Raw genomic sequence first — 18998 nt, 5'->3', positions numbered from 1 at the left:
CCGCCACGTCATCCACGCCGCCGCCACCCGGGTCGTCCTGACCGTGTCCACCGCCGCCGACCGGATACCTGTACCGGCCGGCCACCACCTCGTCGCCGTCGACACCGTGATGTCCCAGCCCCTCGTCCGCTCCCACGACCGGTTCGTCCCCGCCCAGCGGCCGACCAGCACCGGCGGGAACTGCTACGTCCTCTTCACCTCCGGCACCACGGGACGACCAAACGGGGTCGTCGTCACCCACCGCAACGTCTGCAACATCCTGCTCACCGCACCGGGAAACCTCGGCATCCGGCCGGGCTGGCGGGTCGGGCAGTTGCTCAACGTGGCGTTCGACATGGCGGCCTGGGAGATCCTCGGCTGTCTCAGCCACGGCGCCACCCTCGTCATCCGGGGCCAGGACCTCGCCGCCACCGCCCAGCGCGTCGACGCGCTCATCGCCACCCCGACCATTCTCAGCGGCCTGGACCCCGATCGGTGCGCACAGGTGAAGGTGGTGGCGGTGGCCGGCGAACCGTGCCCCCGGCCGCTGGCTGACCGGTGGGCCCGCCGCTGCGCCTTCTACAACGCCTGCGGTCCCACCGAGACCACCATCGTGAACACGATGCACCGCCACGACGTGAACGCCGCCCGGCTGACCATCGGCCGCCCGACCCCCAACAACACCGTGTACGTCCTCGACCCGGCCGGTCGCCCCTGCGCCATCGGCGCCGTCGGCGAGATGTGGGCCGGGGGCGACTGCGTCTCCGCCGGCTACCTCGACAATCCGGCGCTCAACGCCGAACGCTACGCCCCCGACCCGTTCCTCGGCGACGGACGGCCGATGTTCCGCACCCGGGACCTCGGCCGTTGGACGCCCGACGGCCAACTGGAACACCTCGGCCGTACCGACGACCAGGTGAAGATCCGGGGATTCCGGGTCGAACTCGACTCCGTCTCCGCCGTCCTCGAGTCCGTGCCCGGCTGCCGGCGGGCGGCCACCGTCAAACTCGACGACCGCAGCCTCGTGTCGTTCGTCGCCCCCGGCCACGTCGACCCGGAGGCGGCGAAGCGGGCCGTCGCGTCCGCCCTGCCCTACTACTGCGTCCCGACGGCCATCCATCCGATGGCCGCACTGCCCGAAACCAGCCGCGGAAAGATCGACAAGGCGGCGCTGCTGCGCCTCGCCGCCTCCGGAGAGCGGGAGCAGGCGGCATGAGCGTCACCAGCCCGGTCGAGACGCCGGCCACTCCCGCCGAGGTCGCCGTCCCCGCCGCGGTCACCCTGCCTGCGCCGACGTCGCTGCCCCGACGCGTCCTCAAGCATCCCCGCCTGATGCACCACCACCGCCTCGTCGCCCTCGTCCTCGCGGCGAACCTGGCGCTGCTCGGACACGCCCTCTCCCAGGGCCGTTGGTGGTCGACCGACCACACCAGCCTGACGGCCATCTCCGACGCCGTCCTGGCCAACTTCGCCCTGGCAATCCTCATCCGCCAGCAGTACGTCATCAACCTGCTGTTCTGGCTCGCCACCCGGGCACCCACCCGGTGGCCGCTGAGAATCCGCTGGACCCTGGCGAAGGTGTACCACTTCGGAGGGCTGCACGTCGGCGGCGCGCTCGCCGGGACGCTGTGGTTCCTGGTCCTCGTCGGGTCCGCCACCGTCGCCGCGCACCGGGGCGAACCCGTACCCGTCGACCTCCTCGTGGTCTCCTACCTCCTGCTCGCGCTCCTGGGCGTCATCGTCACCACGGCACGACCGACGTACCGGGCCCGACACCACGACCGGTTCGAACGGGTGCACCGCTTCGGCGGGTGGGCCGCGCTGGTCCTGTTCTGGACCCAGACGGTGCTCTTCGTCCGGGCCGACCACGACCGGAACCTGCTGGCCGCGCCGCAGATCTGGGTCCTCGCCCTGCTCACCGTCAGTGTCGCCCTGCCCTGGCTGCGCCTACGCAGGGTGCCCGTGGAGGTCATCCGGCCCTCCCGCCACGTGGCGCTGGCCCGGTTCGACCACGGTGCGACACCGTTCGCCGGGTCGTCCACCGCGATCAGCCGGCGTCCACTCTGGGAATGGCACTCCTTCGCCAATGTGCCCACCCCCGGCCAGACCGGCTTCCGGCTCACCATCTCCCGCGCCGGCGACTGGACCGGATCGTTCATCGACGACGCCCCCTCCCACGTCTGGGTCAAGGGCATCACCACCGCGGGGGTGGCCAACATCGAAACCCTGTTCACGAAGGTCGTCTACGTCGCCACGGGCAGCGGCATCGGCCCCGTGCTCCCACACCTGCTGGCCCGGAAGGTACCCGCCCGGTTGGTCTGGGCGACCCGCAGCCCACGGACCACCTACGGCAACGCGCTCGTCGACGAGATCCTCGCCGACCAGCCGGACGCGATCGTCTGGGACACCGCCGAACACGGCAAGCCCGACATGGTCCAACTCGCGTACGCCGCCTACGAGGCGTTCCGGGCCGAGGCCGTCATCTGCATCTCGAACAAGAAGCTGACCTGGCAGGTCGTCCACGGCCTGGAACGCCGGGGCATCCCGGCCTACGGCGCCATCTGGGACTCCTGAGGGAAAGGAAACAGTCACATGAACCACATCAAGATCGAACAACGCGACCGGGTCGTGACCGTGCGGCTGCACCGGCCGGAGGTACTGAACGCCCTCAGCACCGACCTGATGACGGAACTGGTCGACACGCTGCGCCCCCTCGACCGCGACCCCGACGTGGGCTGCTTCGTCATCACCGGCTCCGAGCGGGCCTTCGCCGCCGGCGCCGACATCCGCGAGATGGCGGCCAGGACGTCGCTGGAGATGTTCACCGAGGACTTCTTCGCCGGCTGGGACGCCTTCGCCGCACTGCGTACCCCGAAGATCGCCGCGGTGGCCGGTTACGCGCTCGGCGGCGGCTGCGAACTGGCGATGATGTGCGACCTCGTCTTCGCCGCCGACAACGCCCGGTTCGGCCAGCCGGAGATCACGCTCGGCGTCATCCCGGGTATCGGCGGCACCCAGCGACTGACGAGACTGGTCGGCAAGGCCAAGGCGATGGACATGATCCTCACCGGCCGACTGATGGACGCCGAAGAGGCGGAACGCGCCGGCCTGGTCGCCCGGGTGTTCCCCACCGACCGGCTGCTGCCCGAGACGACGGCCGTGGCCGAGACCATCGCCGCGTACGGCAAGCCGGCGGTAATGACGGCCCGCGAGGCGGTCGACCGGGCCCTGGAGGTCGGCCTGAGGGAGGGGCTGCTCTTCGAACGACGCGCGTTCCACGCCCTGTTCGGCACCGAGGACCAGGCCGAGGGCATGCGCGCGTTCCTGGAGAAGCGGCCCGCCCGCTTCCGTGGCCGGTAGAGCCGCACCGCAGGCACGCCGCAGCTCGTCGCTGAACCGGCCGATTCCGGTCACCACCCGGGTCACGCCGGAGTCGCCCGGCCCACCCGGGCCGAAGACCAGGGCGCCGACGCGGGCCTCGGGGTCGGTGGTCGGACGGCGGGCGACGGCCAGGTCGAAGGTCGGGCCGCGGGATCCGCCCAGTCGACCGGCACCGCGAGTGTGCCGCACTGCGCGGTGACGTCCTGCGCGCACGGCACCCAGGCGACGCTGGGGCGGGCGACGGCGATCGCGTCGGGCTGGACCACTCCCATGACGCCCGCGCCGGTGAACGCCGCGCCGGCCGCGAGGAAGGCGGCCAGGCGCAGGCGGCCGGTGTGGAAGCGTTTCATCCGCTCGATGACAGGGTCACACATCCGCGTCGGTTGAGGTCGCACGAGGGCTCGACGAGGCGGTGTCCGCCTGGGCCATCGTTCGACCATTTCTGCGGGTTCGAGGTCGTGCTCCCGATAGACGTACCGGTGGGAGCCGCAGCGAGGCACCCATCCAACGGGCCTTACGCGACCCAACCAGGGGGTGGATCACCGCACCGTCACCGTCTGGCTCAGAGATCGCCCGTCGCAGGGAGCGGAGCGCCGGCCACCACTCAGGATGGCACTCCACCACCTCAGCCAGAACCGGACTCTGCTTCAGCATGTGCGCTGGCCACTCGTACCAGGAGTGGGCGAAGTGGAAGTCCGGCAGTAACGCGGCCACCTGCAGTTCACACTCAAGAACGTCGGCGAGCAGTTCCGCGAGGGTCAACACCGACTGCCGATCGTCATGGTGCGGCGCGCAGGGTCGACCATCGAAGAAATACGGGCGGAGTGATGGATTCTCAAGCAGGCGGTCGTGCCAAGCACGAGATACGTTGTTCATCTCCATCAGGGCGGCGGCTGAGCCGATACCGTTGTTGATGCGGCTCTGTCTCGCCACCTCCCGCGTCTGTACAGCAGAGAAGCACAGCGACACCACGACAAGCGCTACGCCAACGAGGCTGAGGACCGTATCCAGCACAGCTGCACGCCTTCCGAAAACGGATCTGTCCTCACACTACGGTGGCGCCGCAACCAGCCCACGGCAGTCGCGCTCCGAGGATCGCGGTCGTGCCGTCCCAGCGATTCCTCCAGAGGACAGGCTGATGTCGCGGATCAGGAGTTGCCGCCGGCAACCCATGGAGCACTCCCCTGGCCTCTGCGTAGGCGTGCTCGACCGACGTGTCGGGCGGCTGCTCCTCTTGCGGTCGGTTGGGTCGCGCTGGGTCAGCCCTGACCAAGGGGTCACTTCGCCCGAACGCACGGCGCGCCATCGCCTGTCACGGCAGAAACGGCTGCGGAGGCGATCGGCGCGTGGCCGACGCCCAGCTCGCCGAGCCCGCTGCTCCGCGCTCCACACCAGGACAGATATGAGTCGCCTCCCCGGCCCGTCCGCCCTACCTTGTAACTGGATCTTCTTCTCCGACCCACACGGAAGGACCTCACCCCGCGTGACGCCGCCTGCTCTTTAGACCTGACATCTTGCCCGTGCATCGGTCGCCGACGTTGTCGTCGGCTCTTTCCCATGCCTTCCCGTCAGGTCTTCAGAGGAATCAATGTCCACGCGTCTTCACATCGGGCGGCGCGCGCGCCTTCCCCTGCTCCCGTTCCGCTGCGTCCACTGCCACTTCGACCTCGCCGGGAAGTTCCCCGTCGATGCCCACGGCAAGCTCCTCGACGCCCGGCTCCTCATCGCCTGCGTTTCCCGCGACCGAGCCAGCAGAGTCACCGTCCACGGTCGCATCCCCGTCCGGTACCTGGATCCGACCCTTCCCAAGGAGAGCTACTCCGGCAGCTCCTCCCGCCGGGGGCCTGAGCCGGAGCGAGACGCAAGGTGGCCTTGCCCCGGGCTGGATCGTGCGGCGGTCCGCACGCGGTCGCTCATGACGGGCCGCGAACGAAGGTCAGGGCCGGCTCGACACCCGCGACGAAGGTGAACGCCCGTGTGCGTGCATCCGGACGCGCCGAGGACATGTCAGCTCGTTGTCGCTCGCAGCGTTCGGCAGTTCACCCGCGCGATGACGCTGGGTCCGTTGCCGATGCGGCGGCGCAACGGGGGCGGCGGCGGCCAAGGCGTCGTCGGCTAGGACGGCGATCGGCACGTCGCCCCTGCTTACGTGGGCGGCCGTCGAAGCGCGGCACCGCCACGCCGGTCGGAGGGAACCCGCGCGAGGTGCGCGTACCTTCGGCGACGCCCTCGGCCGCTGATGGTGCTGCTGTACGGGCAGCAGAAAGGCCACTCCCATCAATGGGAAGTGGCCTTTGAGCTGCGTGGGCGATACTGGGATCGAACCAGTGACCTCTTCGGTGTGAACTCTCGGCGAGCCGGTCGGATCGGGCTTCATACGAGGTCATGCGGCCTGCTGAGGCTCGTCTCGGACCCGTTCGACTGGCACGGTTGCTGTACTTCGCTGCTGTACTGCTGGCATCAGGCGAGGCGCTGGATGCGGACCTTCGGGCGCTCGTTTCTCAGGTGGCCTTGCTTGTGCTGGCGCACCTGCTCATCCCAGACCTCCTGGTCGTAGTCGGGGTCTGGCGGGATCCACGTGGGAGCCGTCGCTGTAGTGGAACTTCTCGTCCCCGGGCCGCAGGATGCTCACCGCAGCCAGCCGAGGAAGCGTCGGTGCAGCACCCCCGCCGGCACCCAGGCCAGGTCTTCGGAGGCACGCACCAGTTGGGCACCCAGGTAGAGAGCAAGGGACATCGGAGTGCCGTCGAACTCCGCGCGCAACTCCCGCTGCCGGGTGCGGCAGGGCCAGGGCGCGTCGCAGCCGCCGCAGCTCCAGATCGGCAGTACCGGGCCGTGCGTGGTCATGTGCGACCTCCGAGCAGCGCCGCCGTCAGGGACCGCGCCTGCCGACTGGTCGCCCAGTCCACCTGCCAGCACGGGTACGGCGTCAGCCGCGACCACCACGCCCGACAACCGGTACACAGGCCATCCACCCCCGGCAGATGTACGACCAGGATCCGCTGCTCCGCCTCGTTCGTCACTGCTCCTCCTTGGCGGGCCAGTGCCCCCGGTTGATCGGGATGCGGTGTCGGTTGCGACAGGGCAGGTTCGCCCCACAGCGACAGACCCACGCCCACTTCCGCCAAGACCATGCCGGGCGGTGTCGCCGTGCCAGGGTCATCGCGACAGCGATCACGTACTGGTCGTAGGGCACTCGTCGCCCCGGTGGTGTCCTGTCCCGCATCACTGACTCCTCCGCCGGGCAGCGCTCCATGGCCGACCCCGAACCACGGGGCCGGATCTGGAACGTTCGGTAACTGCGACGCTACGATCACGACGACGGCGGTTGGACTCACCGGCAGTACGAGTGAGCAGGCCACAGGTCCTGCCGAAGCGTGGGTTTGACGGCGGGAACGTCGACCACCGGTCAACGTAGGGATGACGGATGGCAGGTCGCGGACGATCAGCACAACAGCGGGGCGAGGTGACCGGCTACCTACTCAAGCTGATCCGGGAGTCCATCCCGCTGACGCAGGAGCAGCTCGCCGTCGACCTGGGCGTCGATCGCGTGACCGTGCAGAGCTGGGAATCCGGGCGCCGGCCATTCACGGCAGTGCCGCTCGGGCAAGCGATCGCCGTGCGGCACAGGCTCGGCCGGCTCGGGGCGAACGCGGCCCTGCTCGCCGCACTCGACGACGCCGCCGAGGCAGACGTCATCCTCGCCGCAGTCCTCGACGAACAGGTGGAACGCATCGACATCGCCGAGCAGCCGCTCGGCTGGTCCGTACTCACCCACCGCCTGACCGACCTGATCCTCTGGGCCGTCCTCGGGCAGACACCGACCTTCGCCAGAGGGCTACCCATCGCCCACTCGCGGCGGGGTCCGGTCGCGAGTGGTCCGACCCTGCCCGTCGATGAGCAACGTACGTTCTTCGCTCGCCTTCCCGTGCTCGCCGAACGCGCCGCAGTCGGACGCAACGCAAGCGTGCTGCTGCACCGACAAGCCTGCTTCCTCGCCGGCATGGACCCCAGCAGGACGGTGGCAGGATGGCTCACCCAGACCACCGCCCGCGCCCGCCGGGCGACCAGTTTCCACACCTGGTCACCGCTGTGGCCGGATGCCCGCTCCGTCGTCACGTCCCTGGCCAACCAGGGCGACCCGGAACCTTTGCGGGACTTCATCGCCCGCGCGCACCCGGACGACGCCTGCGAGCGAGCAGCCCTCAACTACTCGGCCTACTGGGTGGGCGAGATCCCGTACCGCCACCGCGACGACTCCTTCATGCCCGGGACGCTCGCGGATTGGCATGGCTCGATCCTTCTTCGGCACCTGGTCCAGCGCCTGGACCCAGGGCACCCCTTCGTCGACCTCAACATCCACAACGTCTGGGCTCTGCTGGCCGCACGACGCGGTCTCGCTCTCGACAACCCCGCCGCGACTCGGTCACTCCTCGACCGCAGCATCCCGCTCCTGGACAGCGACCGGATCTCCGCACAATCCCGGCAGGAACTAACCTCTATCGTCTACAGCCTGCGGGCGGACGGACTCACCGGCACAGGGACGGGCAGATGACCGATGACCACGACGCCGCCGGAGCGATGAGCTTCATCTTCGAAGCCGGCGTCCTCAAACGCGCCGCCCGCACGGGCTGGTGGTTCGCCGGCGTCAAGCACCCCGAGTCCATCGCCGAGCACTCCTTCCGGACCGCGCTCATCGGAATGATGCTCGCTGCCATGGAAGGCGCTGACCCGGCCCGGGTGTCGATGCTCTGCGTGCTGCACGACACCCAGGAAACCCGGATCACCGACATCCCACACATCGCCAAGCGTTACCTCACTGCCGCACCCAACACCACCGTCACCGCCGACCAGGTCGCCACCTGCCCACCGGCCGTCGCCGACGTCATCACCGCCGCCGTTGCCGAGTACGAAGCGGGCGAGACACTGGATGCCGTCGTCGCTCGCGACGCCGACAAGCTGGAATGTCTCGTCCAGGCCGTCGAGTACCGCCATCAGGGCATCGACAACGTGCAGCGCTGGATCGACAGCTCACGCACGGCGCTCAAGACAGCGAGCGCCCACCGCCTCGCCGACGCCGCCCTCAGCGGACAACCTCTCGCCTGGCTCACTCCCCCGCCGCCGGAGTGAGCCCGAGCTATTGCTCGGCGCTCGACGCTTGCCCCACCGGTCGAACGGGCGGGATCAACGCATCCGCGACGCGTTCGCTGACGATCCGCTGACACCCAACGACACCTGACGATGGAATCAGCAAGAGCCACCCTCTTCCGAGGGTGGCTCTTCTGCGCTACTTCAATGGTGGGCGATACTGGGATCGAACCAGTGACCTCTTCGGTGTGAACGAAGCGCTCTCCCGCTGAGCTAATCGCCCTCAGCACCGTTGACTCTACCCGATCGAGAGACCGGACCAAAAACCCGGGGTACCGCTCGTCGCCCGCGAGTCGATCAAGAGCTGGTCAGTGCGTCGCCAGGTGGTGCAGCAGCTTCGCCACCAGGTCGATGCCGAGGCTGTACTTGACCGACAGCCACACCATGGTGGCCACGAAGACGAGGCCGACGGAACCGAGGGCGAACCGTACCGGCAGCGATCGTGACGTGGCCCATCGCGTCCAGTTGTGCACGTGCCGGCGGGTGAAGGCGAGCAGTCGCCGCGCCCAGTGGAACTCGACGGCCCAGATGGCCAGGCCGGCGATCACGATCAGCCAACCGGGGCCGGGCAGCGGTATGAGGGCGATGCCGACGGTGACCACGAGCGCGCCCGCGACGGCGATGAAGATCTTGAGGGCGACCCGGCCGGTGGGGTTGGCGCGGATCAGGTCGAGGGTGATGCGTATCCGTTGCCGCCAGCCGGGGCGTGGACGCTCGGCCAGGGCCGTACCGGTGGGGCCGGTCGGGCCGCCGGGACGGGCCGGGCCGGCACGCCCGGGGCCGGAGCCGCTCGCTCCACGGGCTCGACCGGAGCCGGCGGGGCCGGTCCGGCGGGCGGCGACTCGACGGCCCGACGGCGCCGTCCGACCGTCGGATCCTGGTTGTTCCATCGGCACTTCGCTCCCCCGCCTTTCGGCTGCTCGGGCCCCTGCTTTCGACGAGCCGGTCGCGGCCTTGACACCCACCGAGGAACGGTTCGTGACCATTTCCTCCCCCAGTGTCGCCCGGGCCCGTCACTTGCGCAGACCACTGGACGTTACCGGAGTAAGTCGACGACTGAACCACCCGACTTCGGACGGGATGACGCACTGGGCAGAGCCGGAATCGTACAAGAGCCTTCACGTTCTCGTGGCGTTTCCCACCCCCTTCCCACCACTGGGTGAAGTCAGCGTATGGCGGAGCGTAGCCAGAGGTAGCACCTGAGTATGGGAAAAGCGGGACACGCGCGTTCCGCAGCGGTGCCGGGGGGAGAACGTCCATGAGTGTGATTCGACCAACGACCGTCGAGGTCGAGACGTCGCTAAGGCTCGTCGCGCCTGACGCCACCGCATTGCCGGTGCGCGCCAGTCTGCGTTACGACCCTGCTGACCCGTATGCGGTCCATGTCCTGTTCCACGCCGAATCCGCCGGAGGCGAGGCCGTCAGCTGGTCCTTCGCCCGCGAGTTGCTGGTCACCGGCCTCGACGAGCCGGCCGGCATCGGCGACGTCCGGGTGTGGCCCTGGGCCACCCCGCGCGGCGACTTCGTCGCGCTGGCGCTGTCGTCGCCGGACGGCAACGCCCTGTTCGAGGTGCCGCGCAGCGTCCTGGTGCGTTTCCTGCGCCGCACCTACGTCGTCGTCCCGCGTGGCCGCGAGGCCGAGCACCTTGACGTCGACACCGCGGTGAACCGGCTGCTCGCCGGCCGCTGAACCACCGGATCGGAGCCGCGCGGATCTGCCGAGTCCGCGCGGCTCCGGCTGCCCGGCACCGGGTACGGCCTCAGCCGTGGGTGGTTATGCCGCCGTCGACGGGGATCACCGCGCCGGTCAGGTACGCCCCGGCCCGCGACGAGAGGTAGATCGCGGTCCCGGCGATGTCCTCCGGGCGGCCGATCCGCCCCAGCGGCACCTGCTTCTCGACCGCCGCCCGGGCGGCCGGGTCGTCCAGGACGAAGGCCATCATCTTGCTCTCGAAGGGGCCGGGCGCGATGGCGTTGACCGTGATGTGCTCGCCGGCGAGCTGATGGGCGAGGCTGCGGGTGAGCATGTGCACGGCCGCCTTGGTGGCCGAGTAGGCGTACACCTCCATGAGCGGCACGCGGAGGCCGTCGACCGAGCCGATGGTGATCACGCGGGCCGGGTCGTCGGCGCTGGCGGCGGCGCGCAGCGCCGGCAGCAGCGCCGTGGTGAGCCGGAAGACGGCCTTGACGTTGACCGCCCAGAGCTTGTCGAACGCGGCCTCCGGGTACGCCTCCAGCGGCGCGCCCCAGGTGGCGCCGGCGTTGTTGACCAGCACGTCGAGTCGGTCGGTGCGCTCCCGCACGGCGGCGGCGAGCCCCTCGGCGCCCGCGTCGTGGCCGAGGTCGGCGGGGATGGCCTCGCAACGCCCCTCGGCGGAGAGTTCCCTCGCCACCGCCTGGCAGGCGTCGGCCTTCCGGGACGAGATGATCACGTGGGCGCCGGCCCGCACGAAGCCCCGGGCGATCATCAGGCCGATGCCCCGTGAACCTCCCGTGACCAGGACCGTCTTGCCGGCGACCGTGAACAGATCCGTCATGCCCATCCCATCACCGATCGGGGGACCTACCGTTCGGTAACGTAGCTCGGCCCCGACACCCGGACAACCCCGCGCGCGCGACAGTCGTCCCGTCGCGGGGATGCAGGGCCGGCCCACTGGGGTTACCGTCGCAGTGATGGTCCCTTCCGGTCAGCTCTCCCCGGCAACCCGTCCCGACCTGTCCGAGATCGACCTGATCGACCTCGCCGACCTCGCACCCGAGCCCGCCTGGCGCCGCCCGATCCTGCTCGACGCCGACCTGCTGCTGCTGGTCACCGGCGGGCACGGCACCGCCGAGCTGGACTTCCGTCTCCTGCCCTGCCGGCCCGGCACGCTGCTGCGCGCCGCTCCGGGCCAGGTGCTGCGCTGCGCCCCCGACCTCGACGCGACGGTGGTGCGCTGGCGCCACGGAGCACTGCGCGGGATGGATGTCGACACCGCAGCGGTGCCCGCCCACCACCAGCTCACGGGCGAGGACGAGGACGCGATCATCAACGAGGTCAGCCAACTGTCGGTCGACGTCCGCCAGCACCGGGACGACCCGGCCGGCCGGGCCCTGCTCCGGCACCAGCTCGCCGTGCTGCTGCTGCGCCTGTCGCTGCTGCCCGTCCCGGCCGGCCCCGGCAGCGGCACGCACCGGGCCGAGGTGGTCACGTTCCGCCGGCTGTGCCGGGAGATCGAACGCGGCTACCGGCACACCCGCCGCGTGGAGGACTACGCGGCGCAGCTGGGCTGCTCGGTGCGTACCCTCACCCGGGCCTGCCTGGCGGTGACCGGGCGCAGCGCGAAGCAACTGGTCGACGAGCGGGTCGCGTTGCAGGCCAGCCGGCTGCTCGCCGCCACCGACGAACCGGTGGCCCGGATCGGTCGCCGGCTCGGCTTCCCCGAGCCGACCAACTTCGGCCGTTTCTTCACCCGCGAGGTCGGGATGAGCCCCGGAGCCTTCCGGGCGGCTCACACCCAGCCGCCACCCCGGATCGTCAGGCCGAGGTCCCCGGCCGAGCCGACCGTGGGCCCCGGGCGGGCATGATGACGAGCTGACCCCTCTGTACCCGACGACCGGGAGCCCACTGATGCCCACACCCGTCCTGCGTACCGACCGACTGTTGCTGGAGCCGTACCAGCCGGACGACGCGGCGGACTCGGTCGCCCTCCTGTCCGATCCGGAGGTGGGCCGGTTCATGGGCAACGGCCCGCTCACCCCGGCCGATGCCGCCGACCTGTTCGGGCGGCTGTTCAGCAAGGTGTACGCGGAGGATCTCTTCGACGTCTGGGCGGTCCGGCGCGACGGCCGGTACGTCGGGCACGCCGAAATCAAGCACACCGAGGACGTTGACGGCCACGAGATCGTGTACGCGCTGGTGAGGCCGGCCTGGGGCGGTGGTCTCGGCACCGAGTTGGCACGGGCCCTGGTCCGGTACGGTTTCGACACCCTCGACCTGTCCCGGGTGTGGGCGACCGTGGCAAAGGAGAACCACGCCTCGCTCGCGCTGCTGGGCAAGCTCGGCTTCGCCCATCAGCGCGATGTCACCGAGGACGACGGCGGCGTCACCCGCGTCCTCGCCGTCGACCGGTCCTGAGCAGCGACCCGGACCGGGGCTGGGCGGCACCGTCCACGGGGGACGGGAACGGGTTTCGGGATTCCTCGATTCGGGCATGTCCGATCCGGAGATGACAGACAGCGACGCCGAGACACGGTTGGCGACGCCGACGGCAGGGAAGACAGGGTAGGCGAAGGGAGCCCCACGATGGGCCTGATGTTCCGCAAGCGCAAGAAGTACGGGCCGATCATCCTGAACTTCACCGAGAACGGCTTCTCCTCGTGGAGCATCAGGATCGGTCGCTGGTCCTGGAACTCCCGGGCGAAGGCGCACCGGGTCGACCTGCCGGGGCCGCTGTCCTGGAAGCAGGACAAGTCCCGGGCGTGAGGTCGGCAGACGGTACGGCGATCGGCTCGGTCGCGGCACTGATGACCACGTCGCCGCCGAGCCGCCCGTCGACCGGGTCCCGGCGCACCACGCCCGTGACCAGCAGATCGGTCAGCGCCGCGACGGTGTCGGCGGCCCGGTAGGCGGTCGCGGTGGCGGTGTGCCGGCGCAGTTCGGTGAGCGTGCGCGGACCGGAGCGGAGCAGCTCGGCCTGCAGTTCCCGGCGGAGCGGACCCGGATCGGGCTGCGGCGTGATGTCGAGCAGCGCGCCGGCCGGGTCGGTGCGGTCGCGGTAGCGCACCCCGGCGCGCTCGTCGACCTCCCAGAGCGCGTCCTTGAACGCCTCCAGGCTCTTGTCGAGGGTGGTGCCGAAGGCGACCACCCGGGCCGGCGAGCCGTCGGCGGGGACCAGTTCGACCTCGGTGGCCAGGCGGAACCCGGCGGTCTCCAGCGCGGCCCGGAAGGCGGCCGGCGCCTCGGCGGTGAGCAGCAGTTCCGCCGGGCGGCCGGTCGCCGCGGCGGCCAGCACCGCGGACGCGGGGTCGGGGCCGTCGGCGACGGTCAGCAGCGGCGCGCCGGCCGCGCCGGCGGCCTTGAGCGCGACCGGGAGTCGGGAAGGGGCTCCGGGCACCACGTGCACGGCCACGTCGGCCGGCAGGGTGGCCTCGACCGGGCCGAGCCGGGCGGGCAGGTCAGGTCCGCCGCCGGCCAGCACCAGGACGGTCAGCCGCCGGCCCCGGAGCCGGTCGGCGTACCCGGCGACCACCCGCAGGGCCGCCTCCGCCGTGCCGGCGTCCCCGGCGTACGCGAGAGCGAGGGTGGCCCGCCGGGAGCGGTGCAGCGCCCCGGGCAACCAGTGGTCGAGTTGTCGGACGAGCAGCTCGCGCAGGACGGCGTCGGTGGACATCCTGCCGTTGTACCGTACGGCGGTCAGGCCGGTACGGAGATCCCCACCCCGCCGCGGGTCTGGCCGCCGTAGCGCTGCCGCTCGCGGTCGATGTCGAGCCGGCCGATCCGGGTGCGGGCGGTCAGCGCGGCGTCGTCGAGCAGGTGGGCGGGGACGATCCAGACGATCTCGAACTCCAGCCCGTCGGGGTCCCGCCCGTAGAGGCTCTTGGTGGTGCCGTGGTCGGCGGTGCCGACCAGGGCGTCGACGGCGGCCAGCCGCTGCGCGGTGCGCGCCAGCTCGTCGAGGGTGTCCAGCTCCCAGGCCAGGTGGTAGAGGCCGACGGCGGCGCGCCCGGCCTGGCTGGGGCCGGCGGCGGCACCGATCTCGAACAGGCCGAGGTCGTGGTCGTTGGTGGAGTCGGGCGCCTGGAGGAAGGCGGCGCCGCGGAAGCCCTCGGGGGTCATCGGGACCGGACGGAAGCCCAGGACGTCCTGGTAGAAGGCGACGCTGCGGGCCAGGTCACCGACGTAGAGTACGGCGTGGTTGAGGCGGTGGATTCCCATGGCCACCACCGTAGCGCCGTTTTGTTGAGCGTTCAACCACTACCGGTATGATGGTTCTCATGACCCGCTGGCTGAACCCCGACGAGCAGCAGACCTGGCGGTCCTTCCTGACCGCCACGCGGGCGCTGATGGAGACCCTCGACCGCGAACTGCAACGCGACGCCGGGATGCCGCACGCCTACTACGAGATCCTGGTCCGGCTCTCCGAAGCCCCGCAGCGACGGCTCCGGATGAGCGAACTGGCCGAGAGCAGCGGCTCGTCCCGCAGCCGGCTCTCGCACGCCGCCGCCCGACTGGAGGCCGCCGGGTGGATCCGGCGCGAGGAGTGCCCCACCGACCGGCGCGGCCAGATCGCCGTGCTCACCGACGAGGGCTTCGCCACCCTCGCCGCCGCCGCCCCCGGCCACGTCGAGGGCGTCCGCCGCCACCTCTTCGACGCGCTCAGCCCCGCCCAGCTCGACCAGCTGCGCCGGATCAGCGAGACCCTGGTCGCCCACCTGACCGGTTCCTGACCAACTTGCTGCCCGGCAAGGGTTGTACATACCGTGGCCGGACCAGCACGATGGGGCGTGTCCTCCGGCTTCGGCGAACTGACCCTCCAGGCGCACCACCTGGTGTCCGCCGGCGACCTTGCCGGCGCCCAGCGGCTACTCGCCGACGCGCTGGCCGACGCCGACCCCCGCCCTGACCACGCCTCGCCCGAGCTGGCCGACGCCGCCGGCCTCCAGGCGCGGATACTGGTCGCGCTCGGCGAGCCGCACTCCGCACGCGGCTGGGCCGCCTTCGCGTACGCCGCGGCCACCCGGCTGCACGGCGGCTCCGACGAACGGACGATCGCCGCGGCGGCCACCCTGGCGGCGGTGCTGCACCGGGTCGGCAGCGACGCCCGGGCCGCCCGGCTCTACTCCGAGGTGATCCTGGAACTGACCGCCCACGACGGGCCCGAGTCGCTGCGGGTGCTGGCCGCCCACGCCGACCTGGCCACCGTGGAGTACGCCCGGGGCCAGTGCGCCCAGGCCCGGGAACGCCTGCAGGACGCCTGGGAGCTGCACCGCGAGGTCTACGGCGACGGGCATCCCAGCGGCATCAAGATGCTCGCCCGGCTCGGCGCCATGCAGCGCGACTGCGGCCGGTTCTCCGAGGCGCAGGACAACCTCGCGCTCGCCCGCGACCTGGCCCGCCAGCACCTGGACGCCGAGGACCCGCTCGCCCGGCAGGTGACCACGCTGGCCCGGTCGGCCGCCGACCCGGACCACGTCTGCGACGACGAACACCCACCGCAGGACCCGGTACCGATGGTGCCCGCCGCGCGTACCGCTCCGCCCGACGAGGGGCCGCCCGAGCCACCGACCTGGCCGGTGGGCCCGGCCACGACCGACGAGACGTACCCGCCGACGGTGCCCGGCCAGCGGCTGCCCACCGAGGACGCGGACGCCGGGCACCCGTCCGGCCAGCACGTCGATCCGTGGCCGTCGGAGCCGCCCGCCGGGCCGGCGTACGACCCGCTCCCCCCGGCCGGTCGCGGTCCGACCGGTGGGTACGCCGAGGCCGACGGGGTGTACCGGGTGGGTGACCACGACCCGGCTCGGCTGCTGCCGGTCGTGGTGCCCCGGCAGCAGCCGCCGCCGCGCAGCCGGGCCGTGCCGCTCGTCGTGGGCGGGGTGGCGGTGGTGCTGCTCGGCACCGTGGCGGTCATCGCCGGGGTAGCCGGCGTCGACGGCGGCGAGCAGCACGCGCCGCCGCCGGCCCCGCCCGGCGGCACGCCGGACCTCGCCACCACCCCCACCACCTCGGGGCCGACCGCCGTCGCCGCCGCACCCGACCAGGTACGGCTGACCGACCGGCGTGACGACATCGCCCTGTCCTGGCGGTACCCGCCGGGCGCGGAGGGCCCGGTGGTCGTCGCCGGCGGCCGGGCCGGGCAGGAGACGCGCGCCTTCCAGGAGTTGCCCGCCGGGACGCAGAACTTCGTCGTGTACGGCCTGGACCGCACCAACGACTACTGCTTCACGATCGCGGTGGTCTGGTCGACCGAGAGCGTGGCCCGCTCCGGCCAGGTCTGCACCAAGCGCCGCTGAGGGCAGCGCACACGTCGGTGTGCCGCGGTCAGCCGCCGGCCCGGCGCGCTTGGTGGGAGCGCTCGCCGCGCGGTAGGTTTCTCAGTTCAGGCACAAAAAAGGAATGGCATTCTTTGCCATTCCTTCAGCGATTATAATTGACGAGGAGACGGCTTGTCAACGCACTCCGACGGTTCCGGGCAGCAGCGGGACGACGACGAGATCGGCCGCGAACAGGAGTACGTCTCGATGCTCTACGGCCGGCTCGACGACCTGCGCGAGCAGGCCGCCCGGCGGCTCACCGAGGAACTGCGGCACACCGGCGGCACGTTGCAGGACCGCTCCCAGCGGGACAGCTCGGTGCGGATGTACGCCGAGCAGGTCGAGCAGTTCTCCGCCGTGGAGAACGGCCTCTGCTTCGGCCGGCTCGACGGCGACGACGGGGCCCGACACTACATCGGCCGGATCGGCATCTTCGACACCAGCGGTGACTACGACCCCCTGCTGATGGACTGGCGCGCCCCCGCCGCCCGTCCCTTCTACCTCGCCACCGCCGCCAACCCGCAGGGCGTACGGCGCCGGCGGCACCTGCGTACCCGGCAACGGAAGGTCACCGGCCTCAACGACGAGGTGCTGGACATCGCCACCGCCTCCCCCACCGCCCACGAGGAACTCACCGGCGAGGCGTCGCTGCTGGCCGCGCTCAACGCCGGCCGTACCGGGCGGATGCGCGACATCGTCGAAACCATCCAGGTCGAGCAGGACCGGATCATCCGGGCCGAACTGCCGGGCGTGCTGGTGGTGCAGGGCGGCCCCGGCACCGGCAAGACCGCGGTGGCGCTGCACCGGGCCGCGTACCTTCTCTACACCCACCGGCGGGAACTCTCCACCCGGGGCGTGTTGCTGGTCGGCCCGAACGCCACCTTCCTGCGGTACATCTCCCAGGTGCTGCCCGCGCTGGCGGAGACCGGCGTGCTGCTGCGTACCCCCGGCGACCTCTTCCCCGGGGTGCGCGCACGGCGCGCGGAGCCGGCGCGGGTAGCGGCGCTCAAGGGTCGCCCGGTGATGACCGAGGTGCTCGCCGACGCGGTGCGCGACCGGCAGTGGGTGCCGGACGAACCGCTGGCGGTCGAGGTCGAACGGGAGACGCTGCTGCTCGACCCGGAGACCGTCCGTCAGGCCCGCGACCGGGTACGCCGCTCGGGCCGGCCACACAACCTGGCCCGGGCGCTGCTCGACGTCGAGATCGTGCACGCCCTCGCCGACCAGGTCGCCGAGCGGATCGGCGCGGACCCGCTGGGCGGGGAGAACCTGCTCTCCGAGGCCGACCGCGCCGAGATCCGCCGCGAGCTGCGCGAGGAGCCGGGGGTCCGGGCCACGCTCGACGAACTGTGGCCGGTGCTCACCCCGCAGCGCCTGCTGACCGACCTGTACGCCTCGACCGACCGGATCACCACCGCCGCGCCGATGCTCACCGACGCCGAACGGGCCCTGCTGCACCGGGCGCCCGGCGGCGGCTGGACCCCGGCCGACGTGCCACTGCTGGACGAGGCCGCCGAGTTGCTCGGCGAGGACGAGCGGGCCGCCGCCGCCCGCCGAGAGCGGATCCGCGCCTCCCAACGCGAGTACGCCGAGGGCGTGCTGGAGATCTGGCGGGGTTCCCGCTCCATCGACGTCGAGGACGAGGCCGACGGCGGTGAGATCCTCGGCGTCACCGACCTGCTCGACGCCGACCGGCTGCTGGAACGGCAGGAGGAGGCCGACCGGCTGACCACCGCCCAGCGCGCCGCCGCCGACCGGAACTGGGCGTTCGGGCACGTCATCGTCGACGAGGCGCAGGAACTCTCACCGATGGCCTGGCGGTTGCTGATGCGCCGCTGTCCCAGCCGGTCGATGACCATCGTCGGCGACGTCGCGCAGACCGGGGCGCTCGCCGGCACCCCGTCCTGGTCGGACGCGCTGGAACCGTACGTCGCGCAACGCTGGCGGCTGGAGGAGCTGACCGTCAGCTACCGCACCCCGGCGGAGATCATGGCGGTCGCCGCCGACGTGCTCGCCGAGATCGATCCGGCGTTGCGCCCGCCCCGCTCGGTACGCGCCAGCGGCGTACCCCCGTGGGATCGGACCGTCGACGCCGCGGCACTGACCGACGAGTTGGTCGCCGCGGCCGCCCGGGAGGCCGCCGGGCTGGCCGATGGCCGGCTCGGGGTGATCGTGCCGGCGGGACGCGCCGAGGAGTTGGCCGCCGCCGTGGTGGCCGCGCTGCCGGAGGCGGCCGTCGGTGAGCAGCCCGAGCTGGAGAGCCGGGTGGTGGTCCTCACCGTCGGCCAGGCCAAGGGCCTGGAGTTCGACTGCGTCCTGGTCGTCGACCCGGACCGCATCGTGGCGGAGTCCCCCCGCGGGCACAGCGACCTCTACGTCGCCCTCACCCGGGCCACCCAACGCCTCGGCATCCTCCGCCCCGCGCCCTGACCGGCGCCGGCCGCGCTGCCGACGGGCGGTGGGGCGGCGTCCGC

Annotated in this window: 19 protein-coding genes, 1 tRNA gene and 1 pseudogene; 12 read left to right on the top strand and 9 right to left on the bottom strand. The window is 71.6% G+C overall.

Annotated features, from left to right (window positions below; genetic code table 11):
- From E1165_RS10615 to E1165_RS10605, 3 genes are all read left to right on the top strand, one after another.
- The coding region (locus E1165_RS10615; RefSeq protein WP_132390250.1) for an AMP-binding protein at window positions 1-1195 on the top strand (1195 nt) is incomplete at its 5' end.
- Window positions 1192-2553 carry a hypothetical protein gene (locus tag E1165_RS10610; protein ID WP_165945184.1) on the top strand — a complete coding sequence of 454 codons (1362 nt, stop codon included), beginning with the start codon at window positions 1192-1194 and terminating at the stop codon, window positions 2551-2553. The genes E1165_RS10615 and E1165_RS10610, both read left to right, overlap by 4 nt.
- An 18-nt stretch (window positions 2554-2571) precedes the next feature.
- Window positions 2572-3339: an enoyl-CoA hydratase-related protein gene (locus E1165_RS10605; protein WP_132390247.1), complete on the top strand. Its 768-nt coding sequence runs from the start codon at window positions 2572-2574 to the stop codon at window positions 3337-3339.
- A gap of 62 nt (window positions 3340-3401) precedes the next feature.
- Here the strand turns inward: E1165_RS10605 and E1165_RS30695 are convergent, their stop codons facing one another.
- From E1165_RS30695 to E1165_RS10585, 4 genes are all read right to left on the bottom strand, one after another.
- Window positions 3402-3710 (bottom strand): hypothetical protein, encoded by a 309-nt coding sequence (locus tag E1165_RS30695; RefSeq protein ID WP_207916810.1) that lies wholly within the window; start codon window positions 3708-3710, stop codon window positions 3402-3404.
- A gap of 16 nt (window positions 3711-3726) precedes the next feature.
- Entirely contained in the window at window positions 3727-4374 is a 648-nt protein-coding gene (locus E1165_RS10595) for a hypothetical protein (protein ID WP_132390244.1), read from the bottom strand.
- A gap of 571 nt (window positions 4375-4945) precedes the next feature.
- Window positions 4946-5128, bottom strand: a complete 183-nt coding sequence (locus E1165_RS10590; protein WP_132390241.1) for a hypothetical protein — start codon at window positions 5126-5128, stop codon at window positions 4946-4948.
- Between the two features lie 860 nt (window positions 5129-5988).
- A complete protein-coding gene (locus E1165_RS10585; protein WP_132390238.1) occupies window positions 5989-6207 on the bottom strand; it encodes a hypothetical protein in 219 nt (72 codons plus the stop codon).
- 580 nt (window positions 6208-6787) lie between these two features.
- Between E1165_RS10585 and E1165_RS10575 the strand changes: the two genes are divergently transcribed.
- Both E1165_RS10575 and E1165_RS10570 read left to right on the top strand, forming a co-directional pair.
- On the top strand, window positions 6788-7915 hold the full coding sequence (locus E1165_RS10575) for a DNA-binding transcriptional regulator (RefSeq protein WP_132390236.1): 1128 nt from the start codon (window positions 6788-6790) through the stop codon (window positions 7913-7915).
- Entirely contained in the window at window positions 7912-8490 is a 579-nt protein-coding gene (locus E1165_RS10570; protein ID WP_132390233.1) for an HD family hydrolase, read from the top strand. Before E1165_RS10575 ends, E1165_RS10570 begins: the two co-directional genes overlap by 4 nt.
- A 166-nt stretch (window positions 8491-8656) precedes the next feature.
- Here E1165_RS10570 and E1165_RS10565 read toward each other — a convergent pair.
- Both E1165_RS10565 and E1165_RS29860 read right to left on the bottom strand, forming a co-directional pair.
- A tRNA-Val gene (locus E1165_RS10565) sits at window positions 8657-8731 on the bottom strand.
- 85 nt (window positions 8732-8816) lie between these two features.
- The gene (locus E1165_RS29860; RefSeq protein ID WP_371687323.1) at window positions 8817-9398 is read right to left on the bottom strand and encodes a TIGR02611 family protein; all 582 of its coding nucleotides are present in this window, start codon (window positions 9396-9398) and stop codon (window positions 8817-8819) included.
- 368 nt (window positions 9399-9766) lie between these two features.
- Here E1165_RS29860 and E1165_RS10555 point away from each other — a divergent pair, with 368 nt between their 5' ends.
- A complete protein-coding gene (locus E1165_RS10555; protein WP_007457244.1) occupies window positions 9767-10198 on the top strand; it encodes an SsgA family sporulation/cell division regulator in 432 nt (143 codons plus the stop codon).
- Between the two features lie 70 nt (window positions 10199-10268).
- Here the strand turns inward: E1165_RS10555 and E1165_RS10550 are convergent, their stop codons facing one another.
- Window positions 10269-11045, bottom strand: a complete 777-nt coding sequence (locus E1165_RS10550; RefSeq protein WP_132390227.1) for an SDR family oxidoreductase — start codon at window positions 11043-11045, stop codon at window positions 10269-10271.
- 136 nt (window positions 11046-11181) lie between these two features.
- Here E1165_RS10550 and E1165_RS10545 point away from each other — a divergent pair, with 136 nt between their 5' ends.
- The 3 genes and pseudogenes from E1165_RS10545 to E1165_RS29855 form a co-directional block, all read left to right on the top strand.
- On the top strand, window positions 11182-12075 hold the full coding sequence (locus tag E1165_RS10545; RefSeq protein ID WP_132390224.1) for a helix-turn-helix transcriptional regulator: 894 nt from the start codon (window positions 11182-11184) through the stop codon (window positions 12073-12075).
- Window positions 12076-12118: 43 nt separating this feature from the next.
- Window positions 12119-12625, top strand: coding sequence for a GNAT family N-acetyltransferase (locus tag E1165_RS10540; RefSeq protein WP_132390221.1), 507 nt, complete (start codon window positions 12119-12121; stop codon window positions 12623-12625).
- Between the two features lie 168 nt (window positions 12626-12793).
- A pseudogene (locus tag E1165_RS29855) lies at window positions 12794-12889 on the top strand (DUF4236 domain-containing protein); the annotation flags it as partial.
- On the opposite strand, the gene E1165_RS10530 reads toward E1165_RS29855, so the two are convergent.
- A complete protein-coding gene (locus E1165_RS10530; RefSeq protein ID WP_243704695.1) occupies window positions 12876-13880 on the bottom strand; it encodes a hypothetical protein in 1005 nt (334 codons plus the stop codon). The pseudogene E1165_RS29855 and the gene E1165_RS10530 sit on opposite strands and share 14 nt — an antisense overlap.
- Window positions 13881-13903: 23 nt before the next feature.
- Entirely contained in the window at window positions 13904-14425 is a 522-nt protein-coding gene (locus tag E1165_RS10525; protein ID WP_132390215.1) for a VOC family protein, read from the bottom strand.
- A 50-nt stretch (window positions 14426-14475) separates the two neighbouring features.
- On the opposite strand from E1165_RS10525, the gene E1165_RS10520 reads away from it, so the two are divergent.
- The 3 genes from E1165_RS10520 to E1165_RS10510 all read left to right on the top strand — a co-directional run bounded on the left by E1165_RS10520 (window position 14476) and on the right by E1165_RS10510 (window position 18954).
- Window positions 14476-14937, top strand: coding sequence for a MarR family winged helix-turn-helix transcriptional regulator (locus tag E1165_RS10520; protein ID WP_132390253.1), 462 nt, complete (start codon window positions 14476-14478; stop codon window positions 14935-14937).
- Window positions 14938-14994: 57 nt separating this feature from the next.
- The gene (locus tag E1165_RS10515; protein ID WP_132390212.1) at window positions 14995-16503 is read left to right on the top strand and encodes a tetratricopeptide repeat protein; all 1509 of its coding nucleotides are present in this window, start codon (window positions 14995-14997) and stop codon (window positions 16501-16503) included.
- A gap of 228 nt (window positions 16504-16731) precedes the next feature.
- Entirely contained in the window at window positions 16732-18954 is a 2223-nt protein-coding gene (locus E1165_RS10510) for an ATP-binding domain-containing protein (RefSeq protein ID WP_207916814.1), read from the top strand.
- The last annotated feature ends 44 nt before the right edge of the window (window positions 18955-18998 follow it).

Origin of the sequence: Micromonospora sp. KC723, assembly GCF_004348595.1 — a bacterium.
Taxonomy (GTDB): Bacteria; Actinomycetota; Actinomycetes; order Mycobacteriales; family Micromonosporaceae; genus Micromonospora.
Note: the sequence above shows the minus strand (reverse complement) of the source record. Positions and strands in the feature narration are given on the sequence as shown.